This is a genomic window from Pseudomonas sp. sp1636, assembly GCF_030376615.1.
In the GTDB taxonomy this organism is placed as follows: Bacteria; Pseudomonadota; Gammaproteobacteria; order Pseudomonadales; family Pseudomonadaceae; genus Aquipseudomonas.
On record NZ_JARRAB010000005.1, the window covers coordinates 72,302 to 96,839 of the forward strand.

The 24,538-nt window shown below is 63.0% G+C and carries 22 protein-coding genes; 9 read left to right on the plus strand and 13 right to left on the minus strand.

Annotation, left to right across the window (positions count from 1 at the left end; translation table 11 throughout):
• Positions 1-27: 27 nt before the first annotated feature.
• The 4 genes from lysA to P8H27_RS06750 all read left to right on the plus strand — a co-directional run bounded on the left by lysA (position 28) and on the right by P8H27_RS06750 (position 5,632).
• Positions 28-1,356, plus strand: coding sequence for a diaminopimelate decarboxylase (lysA, locus tag P8H27_RS06735; protein WP_289635945.1), 1,329 nt, complete (start codon positions 28-30; stop codon positions 1,354-1,356).
• A gap of 51 nt (positions 1,357-1,407) precedes the next feature.
• Entirely contained in the window at positions 1,408-2,046 is a 639-nt protein-coding gene (locus P8H27_RS06740) for a LysE family translocator (RefSeq protein WP_289635946.1), read from the plus strand.
• Between the two features lie 49 nt (positions 2,047-2,095).
• A complete protein-coding gene (locus P8H27_RS06745) occupies positions 2,096-5,032 on the plus strand; it encodes an amino acid adenylation domain-containing protein (RefSeq protein ID WP_289635947.1) in 2,937 nt (978 codons plus the stop codon).
• Between the two features lie 207 nt (positions 5,033-5,239).
• Positions 5,240-5,632: a helicase gene (locus P8H27_RS06750; RefSeq protein ID WP_289635948.1), complete on the plus strand. Its 393-nt coding sequence runs from the start codon at positions 5,240-5,242 to the stop codon at positions 5,630-5,632.
• Positions 5,633-5,833: 201 nt separating this feature from the next.
• Here the strand turns inward: P8H27_RS06750 and P8H27_RS06755 are convergent, their stop codons facing one another.
• From P8H27_RS06755 to P8H27_RS06765, 3 genes are all read right to left on the minus strand, one after another.
• Complete coding sequence (locus tag P8H27_RS06755) at positions 5,834-7,240, minus strand: aminoacyl-tRNA deacylase and HDOD domain-containing protein (protein ID WP_289635949.1); 1,407 nt, start codon at positions 7,238-7,240, stop codon at positions 5,834-5,836.
• 93 nt (positions 7,241-7,333) lie between these two features.
• Positions 7,334-9,409, minus strand: coding sequence for an ATP-dependent DNA helicase RecG (gene recG / locus P8H27_RS06760; RefSeq protein ID WP_289635950.1), 2,076 nt, complete (start codon positions 9,407-9,409; stop codon positions 7,334-7,336).
• A gap of 9 nt (positions 9,410-9,418) precedes the next feature.
• A complete protein-coding gene (locus P8H27_RS06765; RefSeq protein WP_289635951.1) occupies positions 9,419-10,345 on the minus strand; it encodes a hydrogen peroxide-inducible genes activator in 927 nt (308 codons plus the stop codon).
• A 101-nt stretch (positions 10,346-10,446) separates the two neighbouring features.
• On the opposite strand from P8H27_RS06765, the gene P8H27_RS06770 reads away from it, so the two are divergent.
• Positions 10,447-11,307 (plus strand): NAD-dependent epimerase/dehydratase family protein, encoded by an 861-nt coding sequence (locus P8H27_RS06770; protein ID WP_289635952.1) that lies wholly within the window; start codon positions 10,447-10,449, stop codon positions 11,305-11,307.
• 16 nt (positions 11,308-11,323) lie between these two features.
• Here the strand turns inward: P8H27_RS06770 and P8H27_RS06775 are convergent, their stop codons facing one another.
• The 6 genes from P8H27_RS06775 to P8H27_RS06800 all read right to left on the minus strand — a co-directional run bounded on the left by P8H27_RS06775 (position 11,324) and on the right by P8H27_RS06800 (position 16,797).
• Positions 11,324-12,058: a hypothetical protein gene (locus P8H27_RS06775; protein WP_289635953.1), complete on the minus strand. Its 735-nt coding sequence runs from the start codon at positions 12,056-12,058 to the stop codon at positions 11,324-11,326.
• A 51-nt stretch (positions 12,059-12,109) separates the two neighbouring features.
• Entirely contained in the window at positions 12,110-12,490 is a 381-nt protein-coding gene (locus P8H27_RS06780; protein ID WP_289635954.1) for a RidA family protein, read from the minus strand.
• Positions 12,491-12,597: 107 nt separating this feature from the next.
• Complete coding sequence (gene spoT / locus P8H27_RS06785) at positions 12,598-14,706, minus strand: bifunctional GTP diphosphokinase/guanosine-3',5'-bis pyrophosphate 3'-pyrophosphohydrolase (RefSeq protein ID WP_289635955.1); 2,109 nt, start codon at positions 14,704-14,706, stop codon at positions 12,598-12,600.
• 60 nt (positions 14,707-14,766) lie between these two features.
• Entirely contained in the window at positions 14,767-15,030 is a 264-nt protein-coding gene (gene rpoZ, locus P8H27_RS06790) for a DNA-directed RNA polymerase subunit omega (protein WP_079203875.1), read from the minus strand.
• Positions 15,031-15,190: 160 nt separating this feature from the next.
• Positions 15,191-15,811 carry a guanylate kinase gene (gene gmk, locus P8H27_RS06795; RefSeq protein ID WP_289635956.1) on the minus strand — a complete coding sequence of 207 codons (621 nt, stop codon included), beginning with the start codon at positions 15,809-15,811 and terminating at the stop codon, positions 15,191-15,193.
• A 122-nt stretch (positions 15,812-15,933) separates the two neighbouring features.
• Positions 15,934-16,797 carry a YicC/YloC family endoribonuclease gene (locus tag P8H27_RS06800; protein ID WP_289635957.1) on the minus strand — a complete coding sequence of 288 codons (864 nt, stop codon included), beginning with the start codon at positions 16,795-16,797 and terminating at the stop codon, positions 15,934-15,936.
• 140 nt (positions 16,798-16,937) lie between these two features.
• On the opposite strand from P8H27_RS06800, the gene rph reads away from it, so the two are divergent.
• Complete coding sequence (gene rph, locus P8H27_RS06805) at positions 16,938-17,660, plus strand: ribonuclease PH (RefSeq protein WP_289635958.1); 723 nt, start codon at positions 16,938-16,940, stop codon at positions 17,658-17,660.
• Positions 17,661-17,689: 29 nt separating this feature from the next.
• Complete coding sequence (locus tag P8H27_RS06810; RefSeq protein ID WP_289635959.1) at positions 17,690-18,061, plus strand: DUF4870 domain-containing protein; 372 nt, start codon at positions 17,690-17,692, stop codon at positions 18,059-18,061.
• Positions 18,062-18,121: 60 nt separating this feature from the next.
• On the opposite strand, the gene P8H27_RS06815 is transcribed toward P8H27_RS06810, so the two are convergent.
• Entirely contained in the window at positions 18,122-18,901 is a 780-nt protein-coding gene (locus tag P8H27_RS06815) for an exodeoxyribonuclease III (protein WP_289635960.1), read from the minus strand.
• 93 nt (positions 18,902-18,994) lie between these two features.
• On the opposite strand from P8H27_RS06815, the gene pyrE reads away from it, so the two are divergent.
• Both pyrE and P8H27_RS06825 read left to right on the plus strand, forming a co-directional pair.
• Positions 18,995-19,636, plus strand: coding sequence for an orotate phosphoribosyltransferase (pyrE, locus tag P8H27_RS06820; RefSeq protein WP_289635961.1), 642 nt, complete (start codon positions 18,995-18,997; stop codon positions 19,634-19,636).
• A 25-nt stretch (positions 19,637-19,661) separates the two neighbouring features.
• The gene (locus tag P8H27_RS06825; protein ID WP_289635962.1) at positions 19,662-20,255 is read left to right on the plus strand and encodes a DUF4124 domain-containing protein; all 594 of its coding nucleotides are present in this window, start codon (positions 19,662-19,664) and stop codon (positions 20,253-20,255) included.
• 272 nt (positions 20,256-20,527) lie between these two features.
• On the opposite strand, the gene argB is transcribed toward P8H27_RS06825, so the two are convergent.
• From argB to dut, 3 genes are all read right to left on the minus strand, one after another.
• Complete coding sequence (gene argB / locus P8H27_RS06830; protein ID WP_289635963.1) at positions 20,528-21,433, minus strand: acetylglutamate kinase; 906 nt, start codon at positions 21,431-21,433, stop codon at positions 20,528-20,530.
• Between the two features lie 24 nt (positions 21,434-21,457).
• Positions 21,458-22,852, minus strand: a complete 1,395-nt coding sequence (gene algC, locus P8H27_RS06835) for a phosphomannomutase/phosphoglucomutase (protein ID WP_289636519.1) — start codon at positions 22,850-22,852, stop codon at positions 21,458-21,460.
• A 1,222-nt stretch (positions 22,853-24,074) separates the two neighbouring features.
• Entirely contained in the window at positions 24,075-24,530 is a 456-nt protein-coding gene (dut, locus tag P8H27_RS06840; protein WP_289635964.1) for a dUTP diphosphatase, read from the minus strand.
• Positions 24,531-24,538 lie beyond the last annotated feature (8 nt).

A 24,538-nucleotide genomic window follows, 5' to 3' on the forward strand; every position in this document is an offset into this window, starting at 1 on the left:
AATTGTTGCTTGCGCGTGGAGGCTGGGATGGACGGTTTCGCATACAAAAATGGTGTGCTATGGGCGGAACGGGTGAATCTTGAAACCCTGGCTTCGACATTGGGCACTCCTTTGTTTGTCTATTCGCTGGGTACCTTGGCGGCGCACTTTCGTAGCCTGCAGCAGGCGTTCTCGCCGATCGATCCACTAATCTGTTTTTCGGTGAAGAGCTGCAGCAACCTGAGCGTCTTGAAGTTTCTGGTCGAGCAAGGCTCGGGGCTGGATGTGGTGAGTGGTGGAGAGATCCATCGCGCAATGTTAGCCGGTGCTTCACCGGACACCATTGTCTTCGCAGGCGTAGGCAAGTCGGCCCAGGAAATCCGCTACGCCATAGACTCCGGCATCCACCTATTTAACGTCGAGTCGGAGAGCGAGCTCGAGCGGATCGACAGCATTGCCGGCGAATCCGGTCGTCACGTCAAGGTATCCATCCGCATCAATCCGGATGTCGCTGATGCTGATACCCCACAGAAAACCTCAACCGGAGGACGGCAAACCAAGTTTGGCATCCCGGTCACTCGTGCAGCGCGGCTATATTCACCTGGGTTGTACGACAACCTCCGCGTGGTAGGTATCCACGCGCATATCGGTTCTCCGATCTATAACGCGGCGTCCTACCTGAGCGCCCTGGACGTCATCGAGAGCCTGCTTATTGACGTAGAGCGCCTGGGAGGTAAGGTCGAGTCGATCAATATGGGCGGTGGTTTTCCAGCCATTTACGATGCAGTGCAGTCAGAGCGCGTCTCGCTGCAGGAAATGGGTGCAGCTATCTGCACCCGCCTGCTGAAGTTCAATACCCGCGGCCTACGCTTCGTGATCGAGCCGGGGCGCTCGATCAGCGCCAACGCCGGGGTTCTTCTGACCCGTGTCGAATACCTCAAAGACGGCTGGGATCGCCAAATCATCATCGTAGATGCGGGAATGAATGTGCTGCTACGGCCGACATTGTATTCCGCCCATCACTGTATCTGGCCGGTGCGCAGCGATGGCTCCGATGGGCACTGGATCGAAGTCACCGATAGCTCGCGTGGTGATAAGGCGGGGCAATCCGTGGATGTGGTGGGGCCGATCTGCGAGACGGGTGACTACCTCGCTCTGGCGCGGACGTTACCGCAACTGACCCAGGGCGAGACGCTCGCGGTCTTCAGCGCTGGCGCCTATGCGATGAGCATGGCCAGTCAGTACAACTCTCGAGGGCGTCCCGCCGAAGTGGTGGTTCAGGGCAACCAGTACCGCGTGGCGCGTCAGCGGGAGAGCTATGAGGATCTGACAGCGCTAGAACTGGTAGGCCTCGATCCGTTGGAGCACCCCGTTTAGAGGCAGCCACCCGAAACCCGCAGGCTCGGCCAATTTACTCGGAAGTATGTTGTGGATAGTGAATATTTTTGGTGGGCGTTCCTCTTATCGGCACTGCTGTTAAATCTCTCCCCCGGCCCGGATCTGCTGTACATCCTGTCGAGAACGATTTCCTCAGGACGCAGGGTTGGTATTGCCTCGGCCTTGGGCGTTTGTTCGGGTGCATTCGTCCATGTGGTTCTCGCGGCCTGCGGCGTCAGTGCCATTCTTGCGAGTTCAGAGCGTGCCTTCGATTTTCTGAAGTACGCTGGGGCAGTCTATCTCCTCTACCTGGGGTTGAAGTGTTTGATACCTGCAACAGGGTCGCCTGTCCCCCAAGGTGATCTCGAGCCTAGGAAAATTAGTGCGCTGGAGGCTTACCGCCAGGGGATTCTCATTGATGTGCTCAACCCCAAGGTGGCCTTGTTTTTTCTAGCCTTCCTGCCACAGTTCGTGCGCTCATCAAAGGGTAGCGAAGCGGTGCAGATTTTCTTCTTGGGCTCGCTGGTCATCCTAATTGCGATTGTCGTCGAAGTGTCCTTCGTGCTTTTGGCAGCTAAGACGACCGAAAAACTACGAACCAATCCCAATGCTGGGAAATGGCTCGATAAAGCTTTGGGCTTGATATTGGTCAGTTTAAGCCTGCACCTGGCAACGACAGCCGGTGGGTGATGGGTGAGTCCGCCCATCAGGATGATTTGTACAACAAAGGGATTTGTATATGACTGGCACCTTTCTTTCCGCGGCTGTTGAACCTACGCCCACACCACAGCGCACAGTTTTAGACCTGATTCTGACTGCGCATCTCGCCAATCCGCATGGCGCAGCGGTCCTGAGTGGTGATGCGCGACTGAGCTATCGGGAACTGTTATCCCTAGCCGAGCACTACGCACAAGTATTGCGTGACGCGGGGATGCTGCCCGGGCACTGTTTGTTGTGTGGTGTCGACGCCGGTCTCGAGCTACCCGTCGCCTGGCTAAGTGCAATGATAGTGGGTGCGGTGCTGATCCCCGTCGACCCGCGCTGGCCAGCCAATCGCTTAACGGCAGTTCTGCGGAGCACTCAGGCACGGGTGGTCTTGCTCACCGAAGAGAACCAAGACAGTGTGGCGTTTTGCGACATACTGACCTTGACGGTCTCTCCCCACATTGCACGCCTCAAGCGCAGTGATCCGCCGGCGCTCAGCAGTGCACAAACCAACCTTTACGGCTTCTTCACCTCCGGTACCACAGGCACTCCGAAATGTGCACTGAATCACCACGCCGGGCTGGTTAATCGCTTTACCTACATGACCCGTAGCTTCGGCAGTGAGCATGTGGTCTATCAGAATAGCGCGCCGCTGTTCGATTCCTCGATATGGCAATTGATCTGGCCGTTGACCTGCGGTGCGGTCACTGTGGTACCGGCTAGGCGCGAGCGATGGGATCTTGATAACGTCGTCGAACAGATCGAACGACATCGTGTCAGCATGACCGACTTCGTACCGTCCATTTTTAAGGTATTAGTGCGAGCGCTAGAACAAGGCCAGATTGCTCCGGCGCGTCTACACAGCTTACGTTTCGTCTTGGTGGGCGGCGAAGCCATCGATCCTGTTTCAGTACAGGCTTTTCGCCGGATACTGCCTGGTGTCGACATCATCAATACCTATGGACATACAGAAGCGTCGATCGGCATGGTCTTTCATCGGGTTCGCGATGAGGATGCGCAGGCCATTCCGCTGGGGCAGCCTATCGACAATACATACGTCAAAATCGTTAACGAGGCACTGCAACCCGTCCCTCAAGGGGCCATCGGTGAAATCCTCGTGGGCGGTGTATGTGTCGGTAACGGGTATTTGAATGAGCCCGAACTGACGGCAAAGTCCTTTCTGCGCAACCCCTTCCCGGACATGCCGGGGCCACTCGTCTACCGTACCGGCGATCGTGGCTGCCTGCGGGCCGATGGATTGCTGGAGTTTCATGGACGAAATGATCATCAGGTCAAAATCAGAGGCGTCAGAGTCGAACTCGACGAAGTACGGGCACGTTTCAGTGAAGCTTTTCCAGAAGCTCGGGACGTGGCTGCGGTAGTGGTGCCCGCAACGAACTATGACGCATTGCTGGCCCTAGCCTACACCGCGCCAACAACGATCGAGGCTTTTGAGTTGCGCAAGGGCTTGTCCCGTGTCTTGCCCTTGAGCCACATACCGCAGCAGTTCCTGCGCATGAAAGCCTTACCGATCAGCCAAAATGGCAAACTCGATTACGCTGCAATCAAACGGGCCATCACCGCTGCCCTACAGGCTCCCGAAGCTGGCGCCGCTAACTCATCCCTGCTCGATTGTTTTCGCCAAGTGTTGGGCAACCGTGAGTTCGCTGAATTCTCAGATTTTTTTGAATGGGGCGGAGACTCACTGACCGCGCTTTCGCTCAGGGCTCTTGTCAAGGAGCGCCTGGCCGTTAACCTGACCTTGCAAGACCTGTATCGCAACCCAACACCAGCGCGCCTTGAGGCCATACTGTTCGGCCATGCATCGGAGCTTCCGGCGCCAAGCCTTAACAGTTCTCGCCTGCAGTCTTTACGGCCTTGGGGCGAGCCCAGCAACGCGGTGAGAAACGTGCTGTTAACTGGGGCGACGGGATTCGTCGGCATTCACATTCTGGAACGCTTGCTGAACTCGACCGAGATGCAGGTGACAGTGCTGCTGCGAGGCAGTCACTCTGAGACCGCTCTTGCGCGGCTAAAGGCCCTGTACACGAGCGCCTTTTCCGGTCACCAACTCGATGACAGCCGACTGAGCGTGGTGCTTGGAGATCTTAAGTTGCCCGGCCTGGGGATTGAGCCTCAGCGTTGGGAGCAACTGAGCGCAAGCATTGACGAAGTCATTCATAGCGCCGCTGAAGTCAACTTTCTGTCCGAACCTGCGCAACTCTATGCGGCCAATGTCGGGGGTACGGCTGAGCTGATCCGCTTCTGCAACACATCAACTTTCAAACGGTTGCATCATGTCTCTTCGCTAGCGGCGCGCCACAATGGCGAAGCTGGCAACGGCGATAGCCCCCCGCAAGACATGAACGGCTATGGTTACACCAAGCACTTGGCCGACAAGCTTGTCGCCGATGCTCAGGCTCAGGGGATGGCAGCAAGAATTTATCGTATCGACGATGTATTGCCCTCGGCAACGACAGGCTACTCCAACAAAAAGTCTCTGGTGTATCTGCTGCTGAAACATTGCCTACGTAGCGCAATGGCACCTGACGGCTGCGGACACATCGGCTTGTTGCCGGCGGATCGTTTGGCCAGCTGGATCTGCGGTTTCATAGCGGCGCCCGAGGCTTTTAACGCATTGCCAGCTCAAATGGACATCACAGCCACTGTATTCGTCCCCTTCGAATACCTCGCCAGCCATTTCGCCAATCGGCTGGGACGTTCGGTTCGGGTCATCGACTACGGCGAGTTCACGGCGGCGCTGGCGAAATGTACGGACTATGAATCGATGCTGCTCGCTACCATCTTGCCGAGCAAGGACTGCAAACGCACGCTGTTTACCAAGCCCAGTGACGTGGATCGGCAGGCCTCTATCCATCCGCAATTTGGACATTCCCTGTATCAATGCCTGAACGTTAGCCTCACAGATTTCGCTCAATTCGAGGTGCGATTATCTTCTGAGGTATGTTGACGACAAGGTGCGCTTCCGTGTGCTGAGGCTCGCCAGTCCGGAGCCGGCTGGCTCCGGGCTCCTTTCAGGACGCTGCCGAGCTGGGTAGGGCCGTTTGCCGGCCGACAGTCTCCCTCGCGTATCGCCGACCCCGGAGCAGGGCTGTAGTCGCGTGCGAAAACCACTACAATGCGCCGTCAATTCCCTTCCCCCGTCGAGACCGTGCGCATGAAATTTCGTTTTCTCCTGTGGATGCTGGGGCGCCTGATGGTCAAGGCCAGCCGAGACAACCCGGCGTTCCAGCAGCAATTGGTCGACCGCGACATGGTGTTCCAGCTGTACACGCTGGACGGCAAGGTTGCCCGCCACTTCATCGTCAAGGATCAGCGCATCAGCAGCAAGCGCGGCCCGGCCAGCCAGCCGGCCTTTGCCTTGGGCTTCAAGGATGCCGCCTACGGCTTCGCCACCATGAGCGCGAAGAACAAGCAGTTGGCCTTTATGCAGGGCATCCAGAATAAGGACATCCAGATCCAGGGCAACCCGGCGCTGGTGATCTGGTTCCAGGGGCTGACCAAGTACCTGATGCCGAAAAAGAAAAGCAGCGAGAAAAAAGCCGCCTGATAGGCTGCGCCGCCAGTGCCGCTGCCCGGTTGCTTCACCGGGTATGCGTCAGCGCAATCCGGGATCTGTCCGGGCTATCGGCGGCGGAGTTGAAGCCCAGCTTAGCGGCTGCCGATCGTCGGTCGGTGCGGCGCGATGGCTATCGCGGCGCCCAATCGCATCCTACCGCGGCGGCCGTAAGCCGAGAGGTTGCCGCCAGCCTCAATGCGGCGGATGGAACTGCGCCGCCAGTTCGCGTAGCGCCACTTCGGCGGCGAGCACCTTGTTCACTGCGTCCTCGGCTTTCTCGCGGCTCAAGCCCAGGGCATCGAACAGGCTCTGCGGAATTGCGCATTGCGGGCCGCCACCGATGCCGCGGTTGCGCAGCAGGTTGACCGCCAGACACACCAGATTCGGGTAGGCCGCATGGACACCGGCGTACTCGGGGTCGTGCTGGAAGCGCAGGGCGCTGGCCAGTTCTTCGGGCATGTCCCAGTAGCGCATCAGCCAGGTACCGATCTGCTCGCGGCTGATGCCCAGCAGATGCTGTTCGATATAGCTGTGCGACAGGTGCGGATTGACTTCCATATGCCGGCAGATCAACGAGAAGTGCGGCGGAAAGACATGCGCCAGCACCAGGTAGCCGAAGTTGTGCAGCAGGCCGGCGAGGTAGGTCAGCCCGACCTCCGGACGCTGCGCGCGGGGCATGGCGCGGGTCAGACCCTCGATCACCGCGGCGGTGTAGATCGCCTGTTGCCAATAGGGCGTGGCCTGCTGCGGCTGATCCTTGGGCAGGCTGAGGGTTTTGCCCAGGGCCAGGCCGAGGGCCAGGTTGATCACCAGGTCGAAGCCCAGCACGCGGACGATGGCGTCTTCCACCGAGCGAATCTTGCCGGGTGCGGCGTAGTAGGGCGATGCCGCCCAGCTGACCACCTGGGCGGCCAGCGCCGGGTCGGTTTCGACCACGCCGGTGATGTCGTCTACCGTGGCATTCGGATCGACCCGCAGCTTGATGATCTTCTGCGCGGTTTCCGCCAGTGGCGGGATTTCGATGGTTTCTTCCAGGCGTTGCTGGATGCGCCGCGCGGTGAAGGCTTGCACCGCCTGGGTAATCTCGGCGCGGTCGTCGTCCGGGCGGTCGAGGTTCGGCCGGATATTGCTCAACGGCTCGCCGATACGCGCGGCGCTGGCCTTGCTCAGCAGGTTCTTGAAGGCTTGGCTGGAGATTTCCAGGAGCACGCCGGGTTGGCCGGACTCGATGAACAGGCTCGGCACTTGCAGCAGGCGCTCATCGTACAGGCAGGGCGAACTGGTCAACTGCGGCAGGCCAGGCAAGGTGCCGAGGGCATGTTTGGCGAGCATGCGCGCAAGGCGCTCGGGTTTCACCGCGGTGAGTTTGCGCCCGGTCAGCTCGGCCAGGCGATCCAGGGCGAGCAGTTGACTCTGCGGGTAGAGCACCAGCAAGGCGCCAATCGCGTCATCGAGCAGCACCGCTTGTACGCGCTGGGTGGCGGGCAAGCCGGGGTGCTCGCGGTGCACCCTGTAGCTCAGGCCGAGCTTCTCCAGCAATTGCACGATCACCGACGGTGGCGCCGCGAGGGTGTCTGGGGCGAGGGCTACATCACTCATAACGAAATCCGGTTCGAGGGGCGCAAGTGCCCGAAGTATAAACAGCAGAGCAGTGGGTCGAGGGTTCAGGCGACGGATGCCCTGTGCCCCGGATCACACTTGTCCGTATTGTTGACCATGGCGCAACCAGCGCTCGAGCAGCGGGCTGACATGTTGCGGCCAGTGTTCCAGCAGGGCTTGCGCGGCATCGCGCACGGCCGGCAGCAAGTCGGCGTCGCGCATCAGGTCGGCGACCTTGAACTGCAGCAGGCCGGTTTGCCGGGTGCCGAGCATTTCTCCCGGGCCGCGCAGTTCCAGGTCTTTTTCGGCGATGACGAAACCATCGCAGGTCTCGCGCATGATGCCAAGCCGTTCCCGGCCCAATTGCGACAGCGGCGGGTGGTAGAGCAGCACGCAGTGGCTGGCGGCGCTGCCGCGGCCGACCCGCCCGCGCAACTGGTGCAGCTGGGCCAGGCCGAGGCGTTCGGGGTTCTCGATGATCATCAGGCTGGCATTGGGCACGTCGACGCCGACCTCGATCACCGTGGTGGCGACCAGCAGTTGCAGACGGCCCTGTTTGAACTGCTCCATCACCGCGGCCTTTTCCGCCGGCTTCATGCGCCCGTGGATCAGCCCGACGTGCAGGCCACCGAGGGCGGCGGCCAGATCGGCGAAGGTGGTCTCGGCGGCCTGGCAGGTCAGCTCCTCGGACTCCCCGATCAGGGTGCACACCCAGTAGGCCTGGCGGCCCTCGTTGCAGGCCGAGCGTACCCGTTCGAGCACTTCCAGGCGACGGCTGTCGGCGATCACCAGGGTATTGACCGGGGTGCGTCCGGGCGGCAGCTCGTCGAGGATCGAGGTGTCGAGGTCGGCGTAGGCGCTCATCGCCAGGGTGCGCGGGATGGGGGTGGCGGTCATGATCAGTTGGTGCGGGCACAGGCGCCCGCCGACGCCTTTCTGGCGCAGGGCCAGGCGCTGCTGTACGCCGAAGCGGTGCTGTTCGTCGATGATCACCAGGGCCAGGCGGGCGAATTTGACCTCGTCCTGAAACAGCGCATGGGTGCCGACCACCATGGCCGCACCCGCGGCGATCTGTTCCAGTGCCGCGGCGCGGGCCTTGCCCTTGAGCTTGCCGGCCAGCCAGGCCACGTCGACGCCGAGCGGTGCCAGCCATTTGCCGAAATTGAGGAAATGCTGCTCGGCAAGGATCTCGGTAGGCGCCATCAAGGCCACCTGGTAGCCGGCCTCCAGCGCCTGTAGGGCGGCGAAGGCGGCGACCACCGTCTTGCCGGCGCCGACATCGCCCTGGATCAGGCGCAGCATGGGTTCGTCCTGGCTGAGGTCGTAGGCGATCTCGGCGCCGACCCGTTGTTGCGCGCCGGTGGGGGCAAAGCCCAGGTTCTCGAGGAACTGCTGCGGCAGGCGTTTGGCCAGCGGCAGTGGCGGCGCCTGCTGGGCGCGCACGCTGTCGCGCAGGCGTTGCAGGGACAGCTGGTGGGTCAGCAGCTCCTCGAAGGCCAGGCGGTGCTGCGCCCAATGGCGACCCTCGGCGAGTTCGGCCTGGTCGGCGTCCGGCGGCGGCCGGTGCAGGTAGCGCAGCGCCTGATCCAGCGGGCTGAGCCGGTAGTCGCGGGCCAGTTCGCGGGGCAGCCAGTCCGGCAGGCTCTGCGGGCCGAGGCGGGCCAGGGCCTGTTCGCTCAGGCTGCGCAGGCGCTGCTGGGTCAGGCCTTCGGTGCTCGGGTAGATCGGGGTCAGGGTCTGTTCCACGGCAATCGGCTCGCTGGCCGAGAGTGCGCGGTATTCCGGGTGGTAGATCTCCAGGCCGGAGGAGCCGGGGCGCACCTCGCCGTAGCAGCGCACCTGGGTGCCGCGCTTGAGGCCTTCCTTCTGCGCCTGGCTGAAGTGGTAGAAGCGCAAACTCAGGGTGCCGCTGCCGTCCTGCAGACGCACCAGCAGGCTGCGGCGGCGGCCCATGACCACCTCGGCGCTGGCGACCGTGCCCTCGACCACGGCGTCCTGGCCGGGGCGCAGGGCGCCGATCGGCACGATACGGGTGCGATCCTGGTAGCGCAGCGGCAGGTGGAACAGCAGATCCTGCAGGGTTTCCAGGCCGACCCTGGCGAGTTTCTCGGCCAGGGCGGCACCGACGCCTTTCAGTGCGGTGACGGAAACCGCAGCGAGCTCGGTCATGGGCGTGCCTTAGGCGGTTTCGGCTTGCGGGCGGGCCACCGAGCACAGGCGAATCGAGTCGGCGAGGATCTCGATGGCTTTCGGCCGCGGGAAGCTGGCGCGCCAGGCGATGGCCACGGTGCGGAATGGCGTCGGCGCGCTGAGTGGGCGCACTTCGATGATCCCGGGCGCATAGTGGTGGCTGTCCACCGCCGAGAGCGGCAGGATCGACACGCCCAGGCCCGAGGCGACCATGTGGCGGATGGTTTCCAGCGAGCTGGACTCCACTGTGGTGTGCTTGGCGTGTTCTTCGCTGCCCTTGCGCAGGCTCGGGCAGGCTTCCAGCACCTGGTCGCGGAAGCAGTGGCCTTCGCCGAGCAGCAGCAGGCTCTTGTCGTTGAGCAGTTTGCTGTCGATGCTCGGCAGCGCCGCCCAGGGGTGGCCGGCGGGCAACAGGGCGTAGAACGGCTCGTCGTAGAGCGGCAGGGTCAGTACGTCGGCTTCCTGAAACGGCAGGGCGATGATGATCGCATCCAACTCGCCGGTGCGCAGCTTGTCGCGCAGCACGTGGGTGAAGTTCTCTTCGATATACAGCGGCATCTGCGGGGCGACCCGGTGCAGCTGCGGAATCAGGTGGGGGAACAGGTAGGGGCCGACGGTATAGATGGCGCCGATCTTCAGCGGCGCGGCCAGCTGGTTCTTGCCGGCCTGGGCCAGTTCGCGAATGCCCTGGGCCTGCTCCAGCACCTTCTGCGCCTGGGTGACGATGCCCTCGCCGACCGGGGTCAGGCGCACCGCGCTCTTGCTGCGCTCGAAGATCAATACGCCGAGCTCGTCCTCGAGCTTCTTCACCCCCACCGACAGGGTTGGCTGGCTGACGTGGCAGCGCTCGGCGGCCCGGCCGAAGTGCTGCTCCTGGGCGAGGGTAACGATGTAGCGCAGCTCGGTGAGGGTCATAGCGTTTATCCATTAAGTTGCCGCTAAGCATAGCCTTTGCATTGCAATCAACCAACCGGGCTAAACTGCCTGCCAGTGAATTTGACGGGATGGAGGGTTCCATGTCGACGTGCGCGAGTCTGTTGATTGCCGGTTGCGGCGATGTCGGTACCCGTCTGGGCTTGCGCCTGGCCGCGGCGGGCTGGAAGGTGTACGGCCTGCGCCGTGCAGTCGAGCGGTTGCCCGCGCAGATCCTGGCGGTTGCCGGGGATCTGCAGGCCGCTGCTTGTCCACCGGCCTGGCCGGCGGGCGGGCTGGATTACCTGGTGTACTGCGCGGCGCCAAGCGAGCGTGACGAGGCCGGCTACCGCGCCGCCTACGTCGCAGGCTTGCGCCGGGTACTCGGCTGGTTGGCGGAGCATGGGCAAAGGCCCAAGCGCCTGCTGTTCGTCTCCAGCAGCAGTGTCTATGGCCAGCAGGCCGGCGAGTGGATCGACGAGGGCTCAGCGGCCGAGGCCACCGGCTTTTCCGGACGCATCATGCGCGAGGCGGAGCAGTTGGCGCTGGCCAGCGGTATCGCCGCCAGCGTGGTGCGCCTGGCCGGGATCTACGGCCCGGGGCGGGAGTGGCTGCTTGGTCAGGTACGCCAGGGTTACCAGGTGGTGAGTGAGCCGCCGCTGTATGGCAATCGTATTCATGTCGAGGATGCCGTCGGCTTGCTGGCCTTCCTGCTGCAAGCCGATGCCCGTGGGGTGGCGCTGGCGGACTGCTACCTCGGCGTCGACGATGAGCCGGCACCGCTGCACGAGGTGGTGGCCTGGCTGCGCGGGCAGTTGGGCGTCAGCCACTGGGCCGAGCAGTCCAGCGTGCGCCGCGCCGGCAGCAAGCGTTGCAGCAACGCCCAGGCGAGAGCCTTGGGTTGGGCGCCGCAGTACCCCAGTTACCGCGAAGGCTATGCGGCGCTGCTGAAGGCGGAGCGGTAATGGCCGGGTCGCGCGGCTAGCGTCGCTCCAGCCGCCAGTGCAGTTCGCCCTTGTAGTAATCGGGCATTTCTTCACTCGACGCCCGGTTGCGCGCCTCGAAGATGCGTAACTGCTGGGCGTCGCGCTCGAACAGCCAGCTCTGCCCCTGTTCGCCGAGTTGCAACCAGATGCTGTCGGATTCGCCGCTCATCGCGGCGCAGTCGCCGGCCAGGCACAGGGCATAGCGCTCGGCACCGGGCAGGCCTTCGACGCGGCCATCAGCCTGGAACAGCACCAGGCCGCCTTCGCCCAGGCCTTGTCGGATCGTCCAGCTGCCGCCCAGATAGGCACTGTAGAGCGCTTGCTCGAAGCTCTGGCCCAGCGGAGCCGCCACGGCGGCGGGGCTTGCCGGTCGGACAAAGCGTTGCTCTGGCCAGGAGTCGCTGGCGGCCTGCAGCAGCTCGCCGTCGTTGAGGCTGAGCGCTTCGTGATAGTCCGTGTAGAAATCGACCCGCCAGCGGTTGCCGTCTTCGCTGAGCAGTTGGCCTTCGCCCTGCTCGAAGCCGTTGCTGTAAGCGGCGAGCCGGCGCTGCGGCTGGATCCGCCATTCAAGGTTGGGGCCATAGGCGAGCAGGGCTTCGCGCAGGTTGCCGCCTTCGTTGGCGGCATCGATCGCCGCCTGGTTGATCCAGGTGCCGCTGGGGTCGACTGGCTTGCCGGCACAGCCGCCGAGCAGCCAGGCGCCGAGTAACAGCGCGAGAAGGAGGCGCATGAGCCATTCCTTGTGCAAGAAGGGTGGCGGGGCGTGGCCCCGCCGAAGGGCTTATTCGAGTACCAGGATCGCGTCCATTTCCACTTGGGCGCCCTTTGGCAGTGCTGCTACGCCGATGGCGGCGCGGGCCGGATAGGGTTGTTGGAAGTAGCGGCCCATGACCTCGTTGACGGTGGCGAAATGGGCCAGATCGGTGAGGAAGATGTTCAGCTTGACCACGTCCTTGAACGAGCCGCCGGCGGCTTCCATGACGGCCTTGAGGTTCTCGAAGACCTGCACGGTCTGGGCTTCGAAGCCTTCGACCAGCTCCATGGTCTGCGGATCCAGCGGGATCTGCCCGGACATATAGACGGTGTTGCCGGCCTTGATCGCCTGGGAATAGGTGCCGATGGCGGCCGGGGCTTTGTCGCTGCTGATAACGCTCTTGCTCATGAGGATCTCCTGGTGAGGGTAGGCGGTGGGCTTGGAGCCACCAATGGGTGTAACAAAGTGCGGCGGGCTACAGCCCACTCTAGGGGAATGGGTCTGGCGGCATGGGTTTAGGTGCGGGCCCGAGTGATGCGCATCACGCCCTTGAGTGCGCGCAGCTTCTTGATCACCCGGGCCAGGTGCACACGGTCATGCACGCTGACCACCAGCTGCACGACGCTGATGCGGCCGTCGCGTTCGTCCATGCTGATCTTCTCGATATTGCCGTCGGCGGCGTTGACGCTGCCGGCCAGCAGGGCGATCAGGCCGCGCTGGTGTTCCAGCTCGATGCGCAGTTCGACATTGAATTCGCCGACCACGTCCTTGGCCCAGGACAGCTGGATGCATTTCTCCGGGTTGTGCCGGGCTTCACCGATGTTCCGGCAGTTATCCAGGTGCACCACCATGCCCTTGCCGGCGGACAGGTGGCCGACGATCGGGTCGCCGGGAATCGGTGTGCAGCATTTCGCGTAGCTCAACACCAGGCCTTCGGTGCCGCGAATCGCCAGCGGCCCTTCGGCGCTCGGCAGCTGCTCGCCGTCGCTGGCCAGTAGCCGGCGTGCCACCACATAGGCCATGCGGTTGCCCAGGCCGATGTCTTCCAGCAGATCCTCGATCACTTCCAGGCGATACTCGGCGAGCACCGCGTGCACCCGTTCGTGGGTGAGTTTGTCCAAATGGCTGTTGAAACCGGTCAGCACCTTGTTCAACAGGCGCTCGCCGAGGCTGATCGACTCGGAGCGGCGTTGCAGCTTGAGGGCGTGGCGAATATGCGTGCGCGCCTTGCCGGTGACCACGAAATTCAGCCAGGCGGGGTTTGGCCGGGCGCCGGGGGCGCTGACGATTTCCACCGTCGAGCCGCTTTCCAGGGCTTGGGACAAGGGCGCCAGGCGGCGATTGATACGGCAGGCGATGCAGGTATTGCCGACGTCGGTGTGCACCGCGTAGGCGAAGTCGACCGCGGTCGAGCCCTTGGGCAGCTCCATGATCCGGCCCTTGGGCGTGAACACGTAGACCTCGTCGGGGAACAGGTCGATCTTCACGCTCTCGATGAATTCCAGCGAGTTGCCGGCGCGTTGCTGCATCTCCAGCACGCCCTTGACCCACTGGCGGGCGCGGGCGTGGGTGCCCTTGGGCTGGTCTATCTCGTTGGCCTTATACAGCCAGTGCGCGGCGATACCGTTGTTGGCCATCTCCTCCATCTCGCGGGTACGGATCTGGATCTCGATGGGCACGCCGTGCATGCCGAACAGGGTGGTGTGCAGCGACTGGTAGCCGTTGGCCTTGGGGATCGCGATGTAGTCCTTGAAGCGTCCGGGCAGCGGCTTGTACAGGTTGTGCACGGCGCCGAGCACGCGGTAGCAGGTGTCGACCTTGTCGACCACGATGCGGAAGGCGTAGACGTCCATGATCTCGTTGAACGCCTTACGCTTGCCGCGCATCTTCTGGTAGATGCCGTACAGGTGCTTTTCGCGGCCGAGCACCTCGCCTTCCAGGCCTTCGCGGGTCAGACAGTGGGTCAGCGACTCTTCGATCTTGTTGACGATTTCCTTGCGATTGCCGCGGGCGCGGCGCACCGCGGCGCGGATGCGTTCGGCGCGCATCGGGTGCATGGCCTTGAACCCGAGATCCTCGAACTCCACGCGCATGCTGTGCATGCCCAGGCGGTTGGCGATGGGGGCGTAGATTTCCAGGGTTTCCTTGGCGATGCGCCGGCGCTTCTCGCCGGACAGCACTTCCAGGGTGCGCATGTTGTGCAGGCGGTCGGCCAGCTTGACCAGGATTACGCGAATATCGCGGGCCATGGCCATGGCCATCTTCTGGAAATTCTCGGCCTGCGCCTCGGCCTTGGTTTCGAAGTTCATCTGGGTCAGTTTGCTGACCCCGTCGACCAGCTCAGCCACGGTCTCGCCGAACTGGGTGTTCAGCGCTTCCTTGGCGATCCCGGTGTCTTCGATCACGTCGTGCAGCATGGCGGCCATCAGGCTCTGATGGTCCATGTGCATGTCGGCCAGGATATTCGCCACCGCCAGGGGATGGGTGACGTAGGCTTCGCCGCTGCGTCGGCGTTGGCCGTCGTGGGCTTGTTCGGCGTAGAAGTAGGCGCGCCGAACCAGGTTGACCTGGTCGTTATCCAGGTAGCCCGAAAGTCGATCGGCGAAGGCGTCTATGCTCGGCATGGATGATCTCCCTGCCGATTCTCATGGCCCAGCGCCGCGCGACTTCGTTCAGGCATAGGTTTACAGAGGCTCGTTGGCCTCATCCTCGAAGGCCGCGAACAGGGGCTCTTCTTCGATGATTTCGTCTTGGGCGATGACGTCGTAGCTCATCAGGCCGGCGGCGATTTCACGCAGAGCGACCACGGTCGGCTTGTCATTTTCCCACGCGAGTTTCGGCTCTTTGCCGCCAGTGGCGAGCTGGCGCGAACGCTTGGTGGCGAGCATGACCAGTTCAAAACGGTTCTCAACGTGGTCCAGGCAATCTTCGACGGTAACGCGAGCCATGGTGTTCCTCGTAGCAAATGCAAAATAAGGCTGGGCCCAGATGGGCGAGCGGACTGGATAGTCTAGTTAAGCCCGTGGGGCTGCCGCAAGCTTTAAGCTACAAGCGGCAAGAAATAGCCGGCTGTGAGCCCGGCGTGTGGCGTGCTGCTTGCGCCTGCCTTCAGGCCAGCAATTCGCTGAGCAGGCCGGCGTGACGCTGTTGTTGCGGGCTTTGCAGCAACTGGTTGGCGCGGAAGATGGCCTTCAGGTCGCTGAGCGCATGGGCGAAGTCGTCGTTGATCAGCAGGTAGTCGTATTCGACGTAGTGGCTCATTTCGCTGACGGCCTCGCGCATGCGCCGCTCGATGATTTCGCCGCTGTCCTGGCCGCGATTGGTCAGGCGGTGGCGCAGAGCCTCCTGGGTGGGCGGCAGGATGAAGATGGATTTGGACTGAGGCATCAGGCGGCGTACTTGTTGGGCGCCCTGCCAGTCGATTTCCAGGATCAGGTCGAAGCCTTCGGTAAGTGTCTGCTCGACCCAGGTTTGCGAGGTGCCGTAGAGGTTGCCGAAGACTTCGGCGTGTTCGAGCAATTCGCTGTGGTCGATCATCGCGTGAAACCGGTCGCGATTGACGAAGTGGTAATTCACCCCGTCCACCTCGCCAGGGCGCATGGCGCGCGTGGTGTGCGAGACCGAGACGCGGACTTGGGCTTCGCTGTCGATCAACGCCTTGACCAGGCTGGTCTTGCCGGCGCCGGAAGGGGCGGAAATGATGTAGAGGGTGCCGGTGGTGATGGCCATAGAGTGTTTCCTGGGACGGTCTTTTCTGTTCTTTCAGGTCTTGAATACGTCGCGAGCGACGGCTAGGGCCGCATCCGTGTGGGGCGCAAGGCGCAACGCAGCATAGCCTCGCGCAGTGGTTTTTACTCGATGTTCTGCACTTGCTCGCGCATCTGCTCGATCAGCACCTTGAGGTTGACCGCCGCCTGGGTGCTGCGGGTATCGAAGGCCTTGGAGCCGAGGGTGTTGGCTTCGCGGTTGAGTTCCTGCATCAGGAAGTCCAGGCGCCGACCGGCGGCGCCACCGCTCTTGAGCACGCGGCGCACTTCGCCGACATGGGTGCTCAGGCGATCCAGCTCTTCGGCGACATCGCTTTTCTGGGCGAGGATCACCAGCTCTTGTTCCAGGCGCTGCGGGTCGAGTTCGGCCTGCAGCTCGGCGCTGCGTTCGAGGATTTTCTGCCGTTGCAAGGCGAGCATCTGCGGTACCAGTTCGCGCAGGGTCGCGACTTCGCCGTCGATGCTGTCCAGGCGCTCGTTAAGCAGTTTGGCCAGTTCGATGCCTTCGCGCGCGCGGCTTTGCTTGAGCTCGCCCAGCGCTTGCTTGAACAGGCCCAGGGCCGCTTTGTTGAGGGCTTGCGGGTCGGCGGCGTCGGCGACCAGCACCCCTGGCCAGCTCAAGACTTCCAGTGGATTGAGCGGCGCCGGATGTTTGATCAGGCTGGCGACGCTTTCCGCCGCGGCGACCAGCTGGGCGGCGCGCTCGCGATCCACTTGCAGGGGCTTGCCGGCGCTGTCTTCGGCGAAGCGCAGGGTGCATTCGACCTTGCCGCGCGACAAGCCATTGCGCAGCGCCTCGCGCACCGTGCCTTCGAGGTCGCGCAAGGTGTCCGGCAGGCGCAGGTGCGGCTCCAGGTAGCGGTGGTTGACCGAGCGCAGTTCCCAGCTCAGGGTGCCATTGGTTCCGGCCTGCTCGGCGCGGGCGAAGGCAGTCATGCTGTGGATCATGGGCGAACCTCGCGGAAAGTCGGTACGAAAGGCGCGCGATTGTAGCGCAGTGCATCGGTCGCTCCCAATTCGGCATGTCGTTGCCGGCGTGCGCGCCCTATAATGCCCCGTAGATTTCTATTCAGAGCAGGTATTCCTCGATGAAACGTCCCAGTGGCCGCAGCGCCGATCAGTTGCGCTCGATCCGTATCACCCGCAACTACACCAAGCATGCCGAAGGCTCGGTGCTGGTGGAATTCGGTGACACCAAGGTGATTTGCACGGTCAGCGTCGAGTCGGGCGTGCCGCGTTTCCTCAAGGGCCAGGGTCAGGGTTGGTTGACTGCCGAGTACGGCATGCTGCCGCGCGCCACCGGCGAGCGTAACCAGCGCGAGGCCAGTCGTGGCAAGCAGGGCGGGCGCACCCTGGAGATCCAGCGCCTGATCGGCCGCTCGCTGCGCGCCGCGCTGGACATGAGCAAGCTGGGCGAAAATACCCTGTACGTCGACTGCGACGTGATCCAGGCCGATGGCGGTACCCGTACTGCATCGATCACCGGCGCCATGGTGGCATTGGTCGATGCGCTGAAGGTGATCAAGAAGCGCGGCGGCCTGAAAGGCGGCGATCCGCTCAAGCAGATGATCGCGGCGGTGTCGGTCGGCATGTACCAGGGCGAGCCGGTGCTCGACCTGGATTACCTGGAGGACTCCGCGGCCGAGACCGACCTCAACGTGGTGATGACCAGCGCCGGCGGCTTTATCGAGGTGCAAGGCACCGCCGAAGGCGCGCCGTTCCAGCCGGCAGAGTTGAACGCCATGTTGGCCCTGGCGCATAAGGGCGTGAGCGAATTGTTCGAGTTGCAGCAGGCGGCATTGGCCGACTGAGCGTTGATGTTCTGCTAAGGAGGGTAACGATGGACGAAAACCTGCAAACCCCGGTGCCGACACCTGGCCAGGATGCGCGCCAGTGGGCCATGTTCTGTCACTTTGCCGCCTTTCTCGGGCTGGCGTTCCCCTTCGGCAACCTGCTCGGGCCCTTGATCGTCTGGCAGATCAAGAAGGATCTCGATCCTTTCGTCGATCAGCAGGGCAAGGAAGCCTTGAACTTCCAGATCAGCGTGGCGCTGGCGGCGGTGTTGTGTTTCCTGTTGATGGTGGTGGTGATCGGTTTCCCGCTGCTGGTGCTGGTGGGGGTGGGTGCCCTGGTGCTGACCATTATCGCCGGGATCAAGGCCAACGAGGGCCAGGCCTACCGCTATCCCTTCAGTTGGCGCTTGGTGAAGTAAGCCGCGTGCAGATACAAGAAAACCGGCCAGCGGCCGGTTTTTTTGTATCTGCTGCTCGCGCTAGACGCTGAGAATCCAGTCGTAATCGACAATCAGCGGCGCATGCTGCGAGAAGCGCGGCTGGCGCGGCAAGCGCGCGGTGCGCACGCTGCGGCGCATGCCGGGGGTGAGCAGGTGATAGTCGAAGCGATAGCCCAGGTTGAGCATCTCGGCCTGCTCGCTGTCCGGCCACCAGCTGAACTGGTCGCCTTCGCGACTGACTTCGCGCAGGGCATCGACATAGCCCATGCTGCCGATCACTTCGTCCAGCCAGGCCCGTTCCGGGGCGAGGAAACCCGGCGATTGCTGGCAGTCGCGCCAGTTCTTCACGTCGAGCTTCTGGTGCGCCACGTGCAACGAGCCGCAATAGATGTACTCGCGGCGCTTGCGTCGCTGTTTGTCCAGGTAGTGGGTGAAATCGTCCATGAACTTGAATTTCTGATTCAAGCTCTCGTCGCTGCCCTGCCCGGATGGCAGCAGCAGCGTGGCAATACTCACCTTGTCGAAATCGGCCTGCAGGTAGCGCCCGTAGCGATCGGCCATTTCAAAGCCGAGACCGCTGATTACCGCCTTGGGTTGCAACCGCGAATACAGTGCCACGCCACCTTGGCTTGGTACTTCGGCATCGCAGGCATAGAGGAAATAGCCATCCAGTTGGAAGGCTTGGTCGTCCAGTTCAAAGGCGGAGGCGCGGGTGTCCTGCAGGCAGATGACGTCGGCATTCTGTGCTTGTAACCAGCTGAGCAAACCGCGCTCGACTGCAGCATGAATGCCATTTACGTTCACACTGATGATCCGCATAAATGGCCCCTAAAAACACGTGCGTGTATGATACCCGAGCTCATCTCAAATAAGCTAAATTCCTAGCTAAATCCGTGCCGTCCGGGGCTTTTCATGCAAGCGTACCAGCGCGATTTCATTCGTTTTGCCATTGAGCGCGGGGTTCTGCGCTTCGGTCAGTTCACCCTCAAGTCGGGGCGCACCAGCCCGTATTTTTTCAACGCCGGGCTGTTCGACAGCGGCTTGGCGCTGGCCCGGCTGGGGCGCTTCTACGCCGCCGCGGTGGTCGACAGCGGGATTGCCTTCGATGTGTTGTTCGGTCCGGCCTACAAGGGCATCCCGTTGGCGGCGACCACGGCGGTGGCGCTGGCCGAGCATCATCAGCGCGACCTGCCCTGGTGTTTTAACCGCAAAGAGGCCAAGGATCACGGCGAAGGTGGCACCCTGGTCGGTGCGCCGCTGGCCGGCCGGGTGCTGATCGTCGATGACGTGATCACCGCCGGTACCGCGATCCGCGAGGTGATGCAGATTATCCAGGCCCAGGGCGCGCAAGCCGCCGGCGTGCTGATTGCATTGAATCGCCAGGAACGTGGCCAGGGCCAATTGTCGGCGATCCAGGAGGTCGAGCGCGACTTCGGCATGCCGGTGGTGAGCATCGTGTCGCTCGAGCTGGTGTTGGAGTACCTGGCGGACGACGCTCAACTCAAGCAGTATTTGCCGGCCGTAGAAGCCTACCGCAGCGAATATGGAATCTAACTCCTCGACTTAGGGTGCTGCCTCAATGTGCAAACCGGCGCTGTTCCGCTGTTCGCTGTTGTTCGGTTTGCTGCTGCCGATTGTGGCGGGCGCCACTGAGCTGTACCGCTATACCGATGATCAGGGCATCACCGTACTCAACCGGCAAGGCGTGCCGCCGGAGTTCATCGCCAAGGGTTACGAGGTGCTCAATGATCAGGGGCGGGTGATCAAGGTTATTCCGCCGGCACCGAGCGCTGAGGAAATGCGGCGGTTGTTGGCTGACAAGGCCCGCGCCAATTCCGATGCCCAGCTGCTGCGCCTGTATAGCACGCCCGAGGATATCGACCGTGCCCGCGATCGCAAATTGGCCGAGCTGGACGGCTTGATCGGCGTGGCGCGCGGCAACTTGCAGTCGGCACGCACCCAGCAGGCCAACTTGCAGAGTCAGGCCGCGGATCATGAGCGTGCCGGGCGCGCAGTGCCGGAGCACCTGCTGGCGCAGATCGACAATCAGAAAGATGAACAGCTACGTCTGTACAAGGACATTGCCCGCTACCAGGAGGCGCGCAAGCAGGCCCAGGCCAGCTTTGCCGCCGATCGTGAGCGTCTTGGCGAGTTGCTGGGCCGGCGGCTCTAGCTGGCCGTTGAAAAACTACCTAGGTTGCCGTTTCGGCGGCCGATTTTGCGGGGGCGTCGCGCCGTATGAGTTTCGCCAAGCCCGGTAGGGGGCTTGGTTGGGCTCGTGCCTCGGCGCCAACCGACAACAGGCCGTCAATAGCATTCTCGGACGGGCTGCCAGGCCTTCGGCGGCGCCGCGCCGCTTTCATGCAGATGGCGAATCGGCCCGATTGTGCGGGCCGATTCGGTCTGTTTGGTTGACGTGGCGGGTTGTGGAAAGCCCCGCGTGTGTTAGTGACGCTTGCGGTTGCAGATCTGCGTGCCGACACCGCTGTCGGTGAAAATTTCCAGCAGCACCGCGTTGGGCACGCGGCCGTCGATGATGTGCGCGCTGGTCACGCCGCCCTGCACCGCTTCGAGGGCGCAACGGATCTTCGGCAGCATGCCGCCATAGATAGTGCCGTCGGCGATCAGGCCATCGACCTGTTCGGTGGTCAGGCCGGTGAGCACCTCGCCCTGCTTGTCCAGCAGGCCGGCGATATTGGTCAGCAGGATCAGTTTCTCGGCCTTCAAGGCCTCGGCCACCTTGCCGGCGACCAGGTCGGCGTTGATGTTGTAGGACTCGCCTTGCGCGCCAACGCCGATCGGTGCGATCACCGGGATGAAATCGCCCTTGACCAGCATGTTGAGCAAGGCGGTATTGACCCCGGTGACTTCGCCGACGTGGCCGATGTCGATGATTTCCGGCTGGGTCATCTCGGGCGTCTGGCGGGTTACGGTGAGCTTCTTGGCGCGGATCAGTTCGGCGTCCTTGCCGGTCAGGCCGATGGCGCTGCCGCCGTGGCGGTTGATCAGGTTGACGATGTCCTTGTTGACCTGGCCGCCGAGCACCATTTCCACCACGTCCATGGTCTGCGCGTCGGTCACGCGCATGCCGTCGATGAAGTGGCTCTCGATCGACAGGCGCTTGAGCAGGTCGCCGATCTGCGGGCCGCCGCCATGCACCACCACCGGGTTGATGCCGACGGCCTTCATCAGCACGATGTCGCGGGCGAAGTTGGTTTTTAGTTCGTCGCTTTCCATGGCGTTGCCGCCGTACTTGACCACCAGGGTCTTGCCGACGAAGCGGCGGATGTACGGCAACGCTTCGGACAGGACTTTGGCGACGTTGCTGGCGGCATCACGTTCGAGGGTCATGCGGGTCTCCATGGCTAATCTCAATCAAAACGGCAAAGTGATATCGGGTGCAGCGCTGTGCAGCTGGGCGCGGAATACTGCCTTGATGCGCTCGAGTTCTTCCTCGCTGTCGGCCTCGAAGCGCAGCACCAGCATCGGTGTGGTGTTGGAGGCGCGTACCAGGCCCCAGCCCTTAGGGTAGTCGACGCGTATGCCGTCCAGGGTGGTGAGGTTGGCTTCGCCCCAGTGAGCGTTGCGTTGCAGGGTCTCGACGATGCTGAATTTGCTCTGCTCGGTGACCTGGATATTGATTTCCGGGGTGGAAATATCGCCGGGGAACGCCGCGAACACCTGTTCGGCGTCGCGCTTGTCCTGGCTGAGAATCTCCAGCAGGCGGGCGGCGGCATAAATGCCGTCGTCGAAGCCGAACCAGCGTTCCTTGAAGAAGATGTGCCCGCTCATCTCGCCGGCCAGCAAGGCGCCGGTTTCCCGCATTTTCTTCTTGATCAGCGAGTGGCCGGTTTTCCACATCACCGGACGCCCGCCGTAGCCGCTGATCAGCGGGGTCAGGCGGCGGGTGCATTTGACGTCGAAGATGATGTCGGCACCGGGATTGCGCGCCACCACGTCCTTGGCGAACAGCATCAGCAGGCGATCCGGGTAGATGATGGTGCCGGTGTTGGTGACCACGCCGACGCGGTCGCCGTCGCCGTCGAACGCCAGGCCGAGGTCGGCCTGCTCTTGTTTGACCTTGGCGATCAGGTCGACCAGGTTTTCCGGCCTGCCCGGATCCGGGTGGTGGTTGGGAAAGCTGCCGTCGACCTCGCAGAACAGGGGTATCACCGTGCAGCCCAGGGCTTCGATCAACTGCGGGGCGATTACCCCGGCGGCGCCGTTGCCGCAATCGACCACGACCTTCATCGGCTTGGCCATGGCGATGTCGTCACGGATCTGCTTGAAGTAGCGCTCCAGCACATCGACCTGCTCGACCGTGCCGACGCCGCTGGCCAGGTCGTTGTTGTCGATACGCGCCTTGAGCGCCTGAATCTGTTCGTTGGCCAGGGTGTCGCCGGCAATGACGATCTTGAAGCCGTTGTAGTCCGGCGGATTGTGGCTGCCGGTGAGCATCACCGCGGACTTGCCCGCGAGGATATGCCCGGCGTAGTAGACCACCGGGGTCGGCACCATGCCGACATCGCTGACGTGGCAGCCACAGTCGAGCAGGCCCTGAATCAGCTGCTCGACCAGCTCCGGGCCGGACAGGCGGCCATCGCGGCCCACCGCGACATGCGGTTCGCCCTGCGCCAGGCTCTGCGAGCCCACGGCGCGGCCGACCCAATAGGCGGTTTCTGCGCTCAGGCTGCCGCCGACCACGCCGCGAATGTCGTAGGCGCGGAAGATATCGGCGGGCAATCTCGGGGCTGTTTGCGGGGCGTTCATCAGCGGGAGTTGCTCCAGTCCCAGGAGATCCTGGTCTTCGTCGAGAATGTCGATATCGAGAATGTCGGTGTCTTGAAACAGTGGGTTGATCAGTCCGGCCGTTGGGCTGGGGGCTGCTGCGGGCGAAGCGTTGCCGCCGCTGTTGGGGTTTGCTGCCGGTGTGTTGGCGCGGTGCGGCAGGTGGGTCAGGGTTTGTGCCAGGCGGTCGAGCGCCGGCAGGCTCAGGCTGAAAGCTTTGACGGTTTTCCCGGCGGAGAGTTCTTTAACCAGTTGGCCAAGTTGCAAGGCATCCTTGTGCAGGCGCTGTTGCTGGCCGCGGTATACCAGGTAGAGACCAAGCAGGGCGCCAGCCAGCGCGAGCAGGGTGGCCAGGCCAAGCAGGGTGGGCGAGAAGGCCGCTGCGCTCAGGCTCGGCCCCGGGGTGAAGCTGAGTTGCCAGTTCGGATTGCCACTGTTGAGGCTTTGCCCGGCACCCTGGGCCTGACCGCGCTGCGCCAGTATCTGGCCGGCGGAGTTGCCGAATTGCTGAAGCAGCTGCAGTTGGCCGGCGTCGGCCGGCAGCGGCGGTAAATTGGCCAGCAGGCGATCCAGCTCGACGGCCAGCAGCAGGGTGCCCAGCGCTGGCTGGTCATCGCTTGGACGCAGCGGCGCAGCGCTGTAGACCAGCCAGCGCTGGCCGACCTTGTAGGCTTCGGCAGCCGGTATCTGGCCGTTTTCCACGCGCCGTAGCATATCCAGCGCGGCAAAGTTCATCGGCGCGTCGCGGCCCATGTCCTGCACCGCTTCGCCGCGGGCATTGAGGTGGGCATCGATCACCCCATCCCAGTAGCGCAGATTGCGTTCGGCTGCGCGCACCTGTTGGCTGTCCCGGCTGTGCAGGGCTTGCAGCAGCTCGGGGTTGCGCGCCGCGGTGCGGGTGTCTGCGGCCAGTTGCCGGAGGGATTGCTGCAAGGCAGCGGCCTGGGCGTCGCCCCAGGCCTGGGTGAGTTGTTGCTGTTGCTGCTGTTGCGCGCTGTTGAATACGCCGAACCAGAGCAGTGCGCCAGCCAGAAGCAAGCCGCTGATGACGCCCGGCACGCCTGGAAGCAGGGCGTTGGCGGTCTGTTTACCCGTGCCCGCCAGCTTCGCGCTCGTGCGGGGGGCGATGGCGTCCTTGGCGGTGCGCTTGAAGCGTTTCATCGAACGTCTCCTCGGCAATTCTTCCTGGAATGGGTAAAGGCAATCAGTGGCTGCCGGAGTGGCCAAAGCCGCCGCTGCCGCGCTGGCTCTGATCGAACTGCTCGACCAGGTCGAAGTGCGCCTGCACCACCGGCACCAGGATCAGCTGCGCGATACGCTCGCCAATCGCCATGCTGAACGCGCTTTGCCCGCGGTTCCAGCAGGACACCATCAGCTCGCCCTGGTAGTCCGAATCGATCAGGCCGACCAGGTTGCCGAGCACGATGCCGTGTTTGTGACCGAGACCCGAGCGTGGCAGGATCAGCGCCGCCAGGCCCGGATCGCCGATATAGATCGACAGGCCGGTGGGAATCAGCACGGTTTGTCCGGGTTCGAGAACCAGCTCCTGCTTGAGCATGGCGCGCAGATCGAGGCCGGCGGAGCCTGGCGTGGCGTACTGCGGCAGGGGGAACTCAGTGCCCAGGCGCGGGTCGAGGATCTTGGCTTGTAAGGCGTGCATGTCAGGCT

Coding starts and splice junctions, on each gene's coding strand:
- lysA (WP_289635945.1), top strand. CDS start 28: ATGGACGGTTTCGCATACAAAAATGGTGTGCTATGGGCGGAACGGGTG.
- P8H27_RS06745 (WP_289635947.1), top strand. CDS start 2,096: ATGACTGGCACCTTTCTTTCCGCGGCTGTTGAACCTACGCCCACACCA.
- P8H27_RS06750 (WP_289635948.1), top strand. CDS start 5,240: ATGAAATTTCGTTTTCTCCTGTGGATGCTGGGGCGCCTGATGGTCAAG.
- P8H27_RS06755 (WP_289635949.1), bottom strand. CDS start 7,240: ATGAGTGATGTAGCCCTCGCCCCAGACACCCTCGCGGCGCCACCGTCG.
- recG (WP_289635950.1), bottom strand. CDS start 9,409: ATGACCGAGCTCGCTGCGGTTTCCGTCACCGCACTGAAAGGCGTCGGT.
- P8H27_RS06765 (WP_289635951.1), bottom strand. CDS start 10,345: ATGACCCTCACCGAGCTGCGCTACATCGTTACCCTCGCCCAGGAGCAG.
- P8H27_RS06770 (WP_289635952.1), top strand. CDS start 10,447: ATGTCGACGTGCGCGAGTCTGTTGATTGCCGGTTGCGGCGATGTCGGT.
- P8H27_RS06775 (WP_289635953.1), bottom strand. CDS start 12,058: ATGCGCCTCCTTCTCGCGCTGTTACTCGGCGCCTGGCTGCTCGGCGGC.
- P8H27_RS06780 (WP_289635954.1), bottom strand. CDS start 12,490: ATGAGCAAGAGCGTTATCAGCAGCGACAAAGCCCCGGCCGCCATCGGC.
- spoT (WP_289635955.1), bottom strand. CDS start 14,706: ATGCCGAGCATAGACGCCTTCGCCGATCGACTTTCGGGCTACCTGGAT.
- rpoZ (WP_079203875.1), bottom strand. CDS start 15,030: ATGGCTCGCGTTACCGTCGAAGATTGCCTGGACCACGTTGAGAACCGT.
- gmk (WP_289635956.1), bottom strand. CDS start 15,811: ATGGCCATCACCACCGGCACCCTCTACATCATTTCCGCCCCTTCCGGC.
- P8H27_RS06800 (WP_289635957.1), bottom strand. CDS start 16,797: ATGATCCACAGCATGACTGCCTTCGCCCGCGCCGAGCAGGCCGGAACC.
- rph (WP_289635958.1), top strand. CDS start 16,938: ATGAAACGTCCCAGTGGCCGCAGCGCCGATCAGTTGCGCTCGATCCGT.
- P8H27_RS06810 (WP_289635959.1), top strand. CDS start 17,690: ATGGACGAAAACCTGCAAACCCCGGTGCCGACACCTGGCCAGGATGCG.
- P8H27_RS06815 (WP_289635960.1), bottom strand. CDS start 18,901: ATGCGGATCATCAGTGTGAACGTAAATGGCATTCATGCTGCAGTCGAG.
- pyrE (WP_289635961.1), top strand. CDS start 18,995: ATGCAAGCGTACCAGCGCGATTTCATTCGTTTTGCCATTGAGCGCGGG.
- P8H27_RS06825 (WP_289635962.1), top strand. CDS start 19,662: ATGTGCAAACCGGCGCTGTTCCGCTGTTCGCTGTTGTTCGGTTTGCTG.
- argB (WP_289635963.1), bottom strand. CDS start 21,433: ATGACCCTCGAACGTGATGCCGCCAGCAACGTCGCCAAAGTCCTGTCC.
- algC (WP_289636519.1), bottom strand. CDS start 22,852: ATGAACGCCCCGCAAACAGCCCCGAGATTGCCCGCCGATATCTTCCGC.
- dut (WP_289635964.1), bottom strand. CDS start 24,530: ATGCACGCCTTACAAGCCAAGATCCTCGACCCGCGCCTGGGCACTGAG.